Origin of the sequence: Hydrogenophaga sp. (assembly GCF_035481345.1) — a bacterium.
GTDB lineage: Bacteria > Pseudomonadota > Gammaproteobacteria > Burkholderiales > Burkholderiaceae_C > Hydrogenophaga.
Genome location: NZ_DATIGV010000023.1, coordinates 1 through 9,441, shown reverse-complemented (window position 1 = coordinate 9,441; position 9,441 = coordinate 1). Strand labels below are relative to the sequence as shown.

General features: G+C 67.6%; 7 protein-coding genes and 1 tRNA gene. 6 read left to right on the top strand and 2 right to left on the bottom strand.

Going from position 1 to position 9,441, the window contains the following annotated elements:
• From rplT to VLG41_RS02370, 6 genes are all read left to right on the top strand, one after another.
• Positions 1–329: 50S ribosomal protein L20 (gene rplT, locus VLG41_RS02395; protein WP_325347801.1), on the top strand; the 329-nt coding region annotated here is incomplete at its 5' end.
• Between the two features lie 105 nt (positions 330–434).
• Positions 435–1,487, top strand: coding sequence for a phenylalanine--tRNA ligase subunit alpha (pheS, locus tag VLG41_RS02390; RefSeq protein WP_325347800.1), 1,053 nt, complete (start codon positions 435–437; stop codon positions 1,485–1,487).
• A 9-nt stretch (positions 1,488–1,496) separates the two neighbouring features.
• Positions 1,497–3,917, top strand: coding sequence for a phenylalanine--tRNA ligase subunit beta (pheT, locus tag VLG41_RS02385; protein ID WP_325347799.1), 2,421 nt, complete (start codon positions 1,497–1,499; stop codon positions 3,915–3,917).
• A gap of 29 nt (positions 3,918–3,946) precedes the next feature.
• A complete protein-coding gene (locus tag VLG41_RS02380; protein WP_325347798.1) occupies positions 3,947–4,273 on the top strand; it encodes an integration host factor subunit alpha in 327 nt (108 codons plus the stop codon).
• Positions 4,274–4,398: 125 nt separating this feature from the next.
• The gene (locus tag VLG41_RS02375; RefSeq protein WP_325347797.1) at positions 4,399–4,851 is read left to right on the top strand and encodes a MerR family transcriptional regulator; all 453 of its coding nucleotides are present in this window, start codon (positions 4,399–4,401) and stop codon (positions 4,849–4,851) included.
• 37 nt (positions 4,852–4,888) lie between these two features.
• A tRNA-Pro gene (locus VLG41_RS02370) sits at positions 4,889–4,965 on the top strand.
• 73 nt (positions 4,966–5,038) lie between these two features.
• Here VLG41_RS02370 and serB read toward each other — a convergent pair.
• Both serB and mfd read right to left on the bottom strand, forming a co-directional pair.
• Positions 5,039–5,767: a phosphoserine phosphatase SerB gene (serB, locus tag VLG41_RS02365; RefSeq protein ID WP_325347796.1), complete on the bottom strand. Its 729-nt coding sequence runs from the start codon at positions 5,765–5,767 to the stop codon at positions 5,039–5,041.
• Complete coding sequence (gene mfd, locus VLG41_RS02360) at positions 5,764–9,252, bottom strand: transcription-repair coupling factor (protein ID WP_325347795.1); 3,489 nt, start codon at positions 9,250–9,252, stop codon at positions 5,764–5,766. The genes serB and mfd overlap by 4 nt, the downstream gene beginning before the upstream one ends.
• Positions 9,253–9,441 lie beyond the last annotated feature (189 nt).

The following is a 9,441-nucleotide window of genomic DNA, read 5'->3' as shown; positions in this document are numbered from 1 at the left end:
CCCGCCATAAAAAAGTCCTGGCCCTGGCCAAAGGTTTCCGCGGCCGTCGCGGCAACGTCTTCCGCATCGCCAAACAGGCGGTGATGAAGGCGGGCCAGTACGCCTACCGCGATCGCCGCACCAAGAAGCGTGTGTTCCGCCAGCTGTGGATCGCCCGTATCAATGCCGGTGCGCGCGCCTGCGGCCTGACGTACAGCCAGTTCGCCAATGGTCTGAAGAAGGCCCAGATCGAGATCGACCGCAAGGTCCTCGCCGACCTGGCCGTCAACGACCCGGCGGCTTTTGGCAGCATCGTGGAGCAGGTCAAAGCCAAGCTGGCCACCGCTTGATTCCCGGCCGGGCGCGTCAGCGCCCGCTGCCGTTTGAAGGGGTTGAGGCTTGAGGGGATTCCCGCCGGCTTCAACCCTTTTTTCATTGCATCGGACACGCATCGAATGAACGAGTTGGACAACCTGGTCGAAGCGGCGCGCGCCGAGTTTGCGCAGGCCAGCGCCCCGGCCGACCTGGAGAACGCCAAGGCGCGCTACCTGGGCAAGGCGGGGCGCATCACCGAATTGATGAAGGGCATGGCCGCTCTGCCGGTGGATGAAAAGAAGACCCGCGGTGCCGCGATCAACGTGGCCAAGCAGGCCATCGAGGGTGCGCTGACGGCGCGCCGACAGGCCCTGGCCGACGCCGAACTCGAAGCCCAGCTCAAGGCCGAAGCGCTGGACGTGAGCCTGCCGGGCCGCCAGCGCGGTGCGGGTGGGCTGCATCCCGTGAGCCTCACGCTCGAGCGCATCGAGGCCATCTTCGGCTCCATGGGCTTCGAGGTGGCCGAGGGTCCGGAGATCGAGTCCGACTGGTTCAACTTCACGGCCCTGAACACGCCCGAGGACCACCCGGCGCGTTCCATGCACGACACCTTCTACGTGGAAGGCGGTTCAGCCAAGGCGCCGAACCTGCTGCGCACCCACACCAGCCCCATGCAGATCCGCCACGCGGTGCAGCACGTCAAGCGCCACCGCAGCGCGCTCGATGCCGGGCAGGGCATGCCCGAGATCCGCGTGATCGCCCCCGGGCGCACCTACCGCGTCGACAGCGACGCCACCCACTCGCCCATGTTCCACCAGTGCGAAGGCCTGTGGATCGGCGAGAACGTGAGCTTCAAGGACCTCAAGGTCGTCTTCACCGATTTCTGCCGCACCTTCTTCGAAAGCGACGACCTGGTGCTGCGCTTTCGCCCCAGTTTCTTCCCGTTCACCGAGCCCAGCGCCGAGATCGACATCCAGTTCCAGAGCGGCCCGCTGGCCGGGCGCTGGCTGGAGGTGGCGGGCTCGGGCCAGGTGCACCCGAACGTGGTGCGCAACATGGGCCTCGACCCTGAGCGCTACATCGGCTTCGCCTTCGGCATGGGCCCCGACCGCCTGACCATGCTGCGCTACGGCGTCAATGACCTGCGCCTGTTCTTCGACGGCGACGTGCGTTTCCTCAGCCAGTTCCGATAAGCGACCACCATGCAATTCCCCGAATCCTGGCTGCGCAGCTTCTGCAATCCGGCCCTGGACAGCCAGCAACTCGCCGACGCACTCACCATGGCAGGCCTCGAGGTCGAAGAGCTTCGTCCCGTCGCGCCGCCGTTCACGAAGGTGGTGGTGGGTGAGATCAAGTCTGCCGAGCAACACCCCAACGCCGACCGCTTGCGCGTGTGCGAGGTGGATGTGGGACAGGGTGCGCTGCTCAACATCGTCTGCGGCGCGCCGAATGCGCGCGTGGGCATCAAGGTGCCCTGCGCATTGGTGGGCGCCGAACTGCCCCCGGGCGACGACGGCAAACCGTTCACCATCAAGCTGGGCAAACTGCGCGGCGTGGAAAGCCAGGGGATGCTGTGCTCGGCGCGCGAGTTGAAGCTCTCCGAAAGCCATGAGGGCTTGCTCGAACTCGAGGCCGATGCCGTGGTGGGCCGCGACATCCGCGAACACCTGGCGCTGGACGACATGCTGTTCACGCTCAAGCTCACGCCCAACCTGGCGCATTGCCTGAGCGTGTACGGCGTCGCGCGTGAAGTGGCGGCCATCACCGGGGCGCCGCTGCAGTCGCCCGCATTCCCGGCCGCGCCGGTGTCGCTGAGCGACACCTTGCCCGTGCGCATCGAAGCGCCCGATCTCTGCGGGCGCTTCAGCGGCCGCGTGGTGCGTGGCGTCAACACGAAGGCACAGACGCCAGCCTGGATGGTCGACCGCCTGGCGCGCTGTGGCCAGCGCAGCGTCACGGCGCTGGTGGACATCTCCAACTACGTGATGTTCGAGCTGGGCCGCCCTTCGCACATCTTCGACCTCGACAAAATCCATGGCGGCCTGCACGTGCGCTGGGGCCGCGAGGGCGAATCGCTCAAGCTGCTCAATGGCAACACGATTTCGGTCGACGCTGGCGTGGGCGTGATCGCCGACGACCAGGCTGTCGAGTCGCTCGCCGGCATCATGGGCGGGGACGCCACCGCGGTGTCGGACGACACGCGCGACATCTACATCGAGGCCGCCTTCTGGTGGCCCAAGGCCGTGGCGGGCCGCTCGCGCCGCTACAACTTCAGCACCGACGCGGGGCACCGCTTCGAGCGCGGGGTCGACCCATCCACCACCGTGGAGCACATCGAGCGCATCACGCAGCTCGTGCTGGAGATCTGCGGCGGCCAGGCCGGCCCCATGGACGATCAGCGGGCGCGCCTGCCCGAGGCGAAGCCCGTCACGCTGCGCGTGGCACGTGCGGCCAAGGTCATCGGCATGCCGGTCACACAGGCGCAGTGCGTGCAGGCCCTTCGCCGCCTGGGCCTGGCGGTGCAGGAGGGGGAGGGCAGCGTCACCGTGACGCCGCCGCCGTACCGCTTCGACCTGCAGATCGAGGAAGACCTGATCGAGGAGGTGGTGCGCCTGATCGGCTACGAGCAATTGCCCACCACGCCGCCGCTCGCGCCGATCACGGCCAAGCTGCGGCCCGAGGCGCGCCGCGGCGCATTCGGCGTGCGCCGTCAACTCGCGCAACTCGGCTACCAGGAAACGATCAACTTCAGTTTCGTGGAAGAGCGCTGGGAGCGCGAGCTGGCCGGCAATGCCGAGCCCATCCGCTTGCTCAACCCCATCGCCAGCCAGATGAGCGTGATGCGCTCCTCGCTGATCGGCAGCCTGGTGGCGGTGTGCAAGTTCAACCTCGATCGCCGCGCCGAGCGCGTGCGCCTGTTCGAGATCGGACGCGTGTTTCGCAAGGACGCGACGGTGAAGGACAGCGACACCAGCGTGGCCGGTTTCGACCAGCCCATGCGCGTGGCCGGCCTCGCGGGTGGTCCCTTGAACGCGCTGCAATGGGGCGAGAGCGAGCGTGCCGCCGATTTCTTCGACGCCAAGGGGGACGTGGAGTCCCTTCTGGCGCCGCGCCGCGCCGAATTCCGCGCGGCCGAGCACCCCGCCATGCACCCGGGCCGCTGCGCGGCCGTGTGGCTCGACGGTCGATGCATCGGCCACGTGGGTGAACTGCACCCCCGCTGGCGCCAGGCCTACGAGCTGCCGCAGGCGCCTGTGCTGTTCGAGCTGGAGCTCGACGCCGTGCTGACCCGGCCGGTGCCGGCGTTCCACGCCGTCAGCCGCCACCAGCCCGTGCAGCGCGACCTGGCGCTGGTGGTGGGCGAGTCGGTGTCGCACGATGCCGTGATGGCCGCCATCCGCGCCGCCGGCAACCCCTGGCTGCAAGACGCCGTGCTGTTCGACGTCTACCGCCCCAAGAAAGGCGTGGTGGTGCCCGGCCTGTCCGAGCACGAGAAGGGGCTGGCCGTGCGGCTCGTCATGAACCGGGACGACGCTACACTGGCCGACGAACAGATCGAAGCCGCCGTGCAGCAGACGCTTGCATCCCTGCAGCAGCGCGTGAACGCCCGACTGCGCGCTTGATACCCGACACCGACAAGAAGGAGTACCCGATGGAATTGGCCGTCGAAAGCCTGGAAACCCCCGCCCTGACGAAGGCCCAGCTCGCCGAGCTGCTGTTCGACCAGATCGGCCTGAACAAGCGGGAGTCCAAGGACATGATCGACGCCTTCTTCGACCTCGTCACGGAGAGCCTGGTCAACGGCACCGACGTGAAGATTTCGGGTTTCGGCAACTTCCAGATCCGCACCAAGGCGGCCCGTCCGGGCCGCAACCCGCGCACCGGTGAACCGGTGGCCATCCAGGCCCGACGCGTCGTGACCTTCCACGCCAGCCCCAAGCTCAAGGAGCAGGTACAGGCGGCAGTCATCGGCGGCTGAACGGCGCCATCGCGTTTCCCCATAGGGAACGCTTACAACATTTCTCACGAAAACCCTGGGGGTAGTCCCCGGGGTTTCCTGAGTTAGAGTAAATTCAAGCTTCGGTTTCTACCGCCTTGATTTACATGGAAAAAACGCTGCCCCCGATTCCAGCGAAGCGCTACTTCACCATTGGTGAGGTGGGCGAGCTGTGCGGCGTCAAGCCGCACGTGCTGCGCTACTGGGAGCAGGAGTTCACGCAGCTTCGTCCCATGAAGCGCCGGGGCAACCGGCGCTACTACCAGCACCACGAGGTGCTGATGATCCGTCGCATCCGCGAGCTGTTGTACGACCAGGGCTTCACCATCAGTGGCGCGCGCAACAAGCTGCAGGAACTGGCCCAGGCGGAGCGCGAGAAGCGCCGCCAGGACGACGAAGAACCCATCGACGTGATCGATCTGGATGCGGTCATCCACGACGATGACACCGCGGTCGTGTCCACCGTGGTGGCGCCGGCAGCGGCGGCGGAGCCCGCACTGCTGAGCGACATGCGCCGCGAGCTGCTCGAGATTCGCGAACTGCTTCGCCTATCGGCCTGAGAGAGCGCCTTTTTGCTGGCTATAATGCAAGGCTTGTCGGCGTGTAGCGCAGCCTGGTAGCGCACTTGCATGGGGTGCAAGGGGTCGCGAGTTCGAATCCCGCCACGCCGACCATTACAAGAAAGCCCGTCATCGCAAGATGACGGGCTTTTTCTTTGTCGCCGTCTTTGTCGAGGAGCCCTGCGGATCAGCGCAGCACTTCCAGCAGGCGGTCCAGCCCGCCTTGCTCGATGGACACCATGGCCTGCTCGCGCACCGCCGGCTTGGCGTGGTAGGCCACCGACAGGCCCGCCACGCCCATCATCGGCAGGTCGTTCGCGCCGTCGCCCATGGCGATGCACTCGGACGGTTCGATGCCCAGCAGCGAGGCCACTTCGAGCAGGGTGCGCCGCTTCTCGGCGCCGTCGCAGATGTCACCCCAGGCCTGATCGACCATGCGGCCGGTGAGCTCGCCGCAGTTGGCGCCGCTGGCGATCTCCAGCACGTTGGCGCGCACGAAATCGATGCTCAGGGTGTCGCGCACGCGGTACGCGAAATAGGTGAAGCCGCCCGAGACCAGCAGCACCTTGAGCCCGGCGGCCTTGCAGGCGCCAATGAGTTCGGCGGCGCCGGGGTTGATGCGCAGGCGCTCGACCAGCACCCGCTCCATGTCGGCCACGGTCACGCCCTTGAGCAGGGCCACGCGGCGGCGCAGGCTGTCCTTGTAGTCGGTGATCTCGCCGCGCATCGCGGCTTCGGTGATGGCGGCCACTTCGGCCTTCTTGCCGACGACGTCGGCGATCTCGTCCACGCACTCGATGCTGATGAGCGTGGAGTCCATGTCGAAGGCGATGAGCTTGAAGTCGCTCAGCTGGAGCGGTGGCGTGAAGCCGCGTACGGTGAGGCCGGGGGCGAAGGCGGTGAGCGTGGAGGTCATGCGGTTTCGGTGGTCTTGTTGGGTTGGCCCAGGGCGCGCAGCACGTCACGCACGAGCTGCACGCGGTCCTTCACCTCGGGCAGCGCGCGCTCGATGCGCAGCTTCTCGTTGCCCGCGAGCTTGATGTGCTTGTGCTTCTGGATGAGCTCGATGATGCGCATCGGCTCGATCGGCGGGTTGGGCTTGAAGGTGATGTTCGTGATGCCGGGCGCGGCATCGACCTTGGCCACGCCGTAGGGTGCGCTGAGCACGCGCAGGCGGTGCACGTCGATGAGCGTCTGCGCCTGCGGCGGGGGTTTGCCGAAGCGGTCGACGATTTCCTCGAGCAGGGCGTCCACCTGGTCGGTGTTGCGCGCTGTGGCGAGCTTCTTGTAGAAGCTCAGGCGCAGGTGCACGTCGCCGCAGTAGTCGTTGGGCAGCAGGGCGGGGGCGTGCAGGTTGATGTCGGTGGTGACGGAGAGCGGCGCCAGCAGGTCGGGCTCGCGGCCGGCCTTCAGCGCCTTCACCGCCTCGGACAGCATCTCGTTGTAGAGCTGGAAGCCCACCTCCAGCATGTTGCCGCTCTGGTTCTCGCCCAGCACCTCGCCGGCGCCGCGGATCTCCAGGTCGTGCATGGCCAGGTAGAAGCCGCTGCCCAGTTCCTCCATCTGCTGGATGGCGTCCAGCCGCTGCGCGGCCTGCTTGGTGAGGCCCTCGATCTCGGGCACCAGCAGGTAGGCATAGGCCTGGTGGTGGCTGCGCCCCACACGGCCGCGCAACTGGTGCAACTGCGCCAGGCCGAACTTGTCGGCGCGGCTCATGACGATGGTGTTGGCCGTGGGCACGTCGATGCCGGTCTCGATGATGGTGGAGCACAGCAGCAGGTTGTAGCGCTGGGCCACGAAGTCGCGCATCACGCGCTCCAGCTCGCGCTCGGGCATCTGACCGTGGGCGACGGCGATGCGCGCCTCGGGCAGGATCTCCTCGAGCTTTTGCTTGCGGTTCTCGATGGTCTCGACCTCGTTGTGCAGGAAATAGACCTGCCCGCCGCGCTTCAATTCGCGCAGCACGGCCTCGCGGATGACGCCATTGCCTTCGTTGCGCACGAAGGTCTTGATGGCCAGGCGGCGCTGTGGCGCGGTGGCGATGACGCTCAGATCGCGCAGGCCTTCGAGCGCCATGCCCAGCGTGCGCGGGATGGGCGTGGCGGTGAGCGTGAGCACGTCGACCTCGGCGCGCAATTGCTTCATCGCCTCCTTGTGGCGCACACCGAAACGGTGCTCCTCGTCGATGATGAGCAGGCCCAGGTTCTTGAACTGTGCCTTCTCGCTCAGCAGCTTGTGCGTGCCGACGACGATGTCCACCGAGCCGTCGGCGATGCCCTTCATGGCCGCCGTGATCTCTTTCTGAGAGCGGAAGCGGCTCATCTCGGCGATCTTCACCGGCCACTTGCTGAAACGGTCGACCAGGGTCTGGTAGTGCTGTTCGGCCAGCAGCGTGGTGGGCGCGAGGAAGGCCACCTGCTTGCCACCCGTGACGGCCACAAAGGCCGCGCGCAGCGCCACCTCGGTCTTGCCGAAGCCCACGTCGCCGCAGACCAGGCGGTCCATGGGCTGCGGGCTGATCATGTCCTGCACCACGGCGTGGATGGCCGCGCGCTGGTCGGCGGTTTCCTCGAAGCCGAAGTCGTTGGCGAAGGCCTCGTAGTCCTGCGGCGAGTAGCGGAAGGCGTGGCCCTGGCGCGCGGCGCGGCGCGCGTAGATGTTGAGCAGTTCGGCGGCGGCGTCGCGCACCTGCTCGGCGGCCTTGCGCTTGGCCTTTTCCCACTGGCCGCTGCCCAGCTTGTGCAGCGGCGCCTCGTCTGCGCTGACGCCGGTGTAGCGGCCGATCAGGCCAAGCTGGCTCACGGGCACGTAGAGCACGGCCTTGTCGGCGTACTCCAGGTGCAGGAATTCCTGCAGCGCGGGCGTGCCGTCGGGGTTCTTCTCGCCCATGTCGAGGTTGATGAGCCCGCGGTAGCGGCCGATGCCGTGCGCCGCGTGCACCACCGGGTCGCCCACGTTGAGCTCGGACAGGTCCTTGATCAGCGCATCGACGTCGCTCACCTGTTCCTGCTTCTTGCGCCGGCGCGTGGTGGGGCCGGCGGCGAAGAGTTCGGTCTCGGTGATGAAGTCGATGCCCGCCTCGAGCCAGGCGAAGCCGGTGGCCAGCGCGGCGGTGGCGATGCCGGTCTTCTCGTCGCTGGCCTGGAATTCGGCCAGGCTGTCGAAGGCGGGCGGGTTCAGGCCGCTGGCGCGCAGGAAGTCGAGCAGGCTTTCGCGGCGGCCGTCGCTCTCGGCGAGGACCAGCGCGCGCTGGGGGCTGGCGCGCAGATGGGCCTGCAGTTTCGCCAGCGGCTCGTCGGCACCGCGCACCACGGCCAGGTCGGGCAGGGCCTGGGCGAAGGCGCTGTCGCTCACGTCGCTGGTGCCGGGGCGCATCACCACCTGGGCGTGGGCCTTGGCGTGGGTGAAGAACTGCTCGGCGTTGAGGAAGAGGGCGTCGGGCGGCAGGATGGGGCGATCGGGGTCGCCCTGCAGCAGGCGGTGGCGATCACGCGTGTCCTGCCAGAAGCGCTGGAAGGCAGGCTCCAGCTCGCCGTGCAGCACCAGGGTGGCCTGTTCGCCCAGGTAGTCGAAGACGGTGGCCGTCTCTTCGAAGAACAGTGGCAGGTAGTACTCGATGCCGGCGGTGGCCACGCCGTTGCCCATGTCCTTGTAGAGACGGCTCTTGGTCGGGTCACCTTCCAGCAGTTCGCGCCAGCGGCTGCGAAAGCGTGTGCGGGCCGCGTCGTCCATGGGGAATTCGCGGCCAGGCAACAGGCGCACCTCATTCACCGGGTACAGGCTGCGCTGGCTGTCCGGGTCGAAGGTGCGGATGCTGTCGATCTCGTCGTCGAACAGGTCCACGCGGTAGGGCACGGGGCTGCCCATGGGGAAGAGGTCGATGAGGCCGCCGCGCACGGCGTATTCGCCCGGGCTCACCACCTGCGTGACGTGCTGGTAGCCCGCGAGCGTGAGCTGGCCCTTGAGCCGCGCCTCGTCCAGCGACTGCTTGACCTTGAAGTGGAAGGTGTAGCCCGCCAGGAAGGACGGTGGCGCGAGCCGGTAGAGCGCGGTGGTGGCGGGGATGAGCACCACGTCGGCGCCGCCGTCGTGCTGGCGCTGGGAAATGCGCCAGAGCGTGGCCAGGCGCTCGCTGATGAGGTCCTGGTGCGGCGAAAACGTGTCGTAGGGCAGGGTTTCCCAGTCGGGAAACAGCGTGACGCGCAGATCGGGCGCGAAGAAGGCGAGCTCGTCGATCAGGCGCTGCGCGTCGTTGGCGTCGGCGGTGACGATGGCGGTGAGCCGGCCAGCGCCTTGTTCGCGCTCGGCCAGGCGGGCGAGCCACAGCGCGTCGGCCGAGCCGCCCGGGTGGGGCTGGGTGTGGCGCTTGCCGGGGCTCAGCGCGGGCAGAGAGAGGGGCATTCGGTCGGTACCAATACAAATACCCCCGGTTGCGTCGAGCCCGGGGGTGTGGGCGAATTCTAGAATGGCGCCGCCCATGAGCACCGCCTTGCCCCCGTCCAACCCCACCCCCGTGTCCCCTTGCCATGCGCTGCTGCCCTGTGCGGGCACCGGCTCGCGCGCCGGCACCCCGCTGCCCAAGCAGTACCA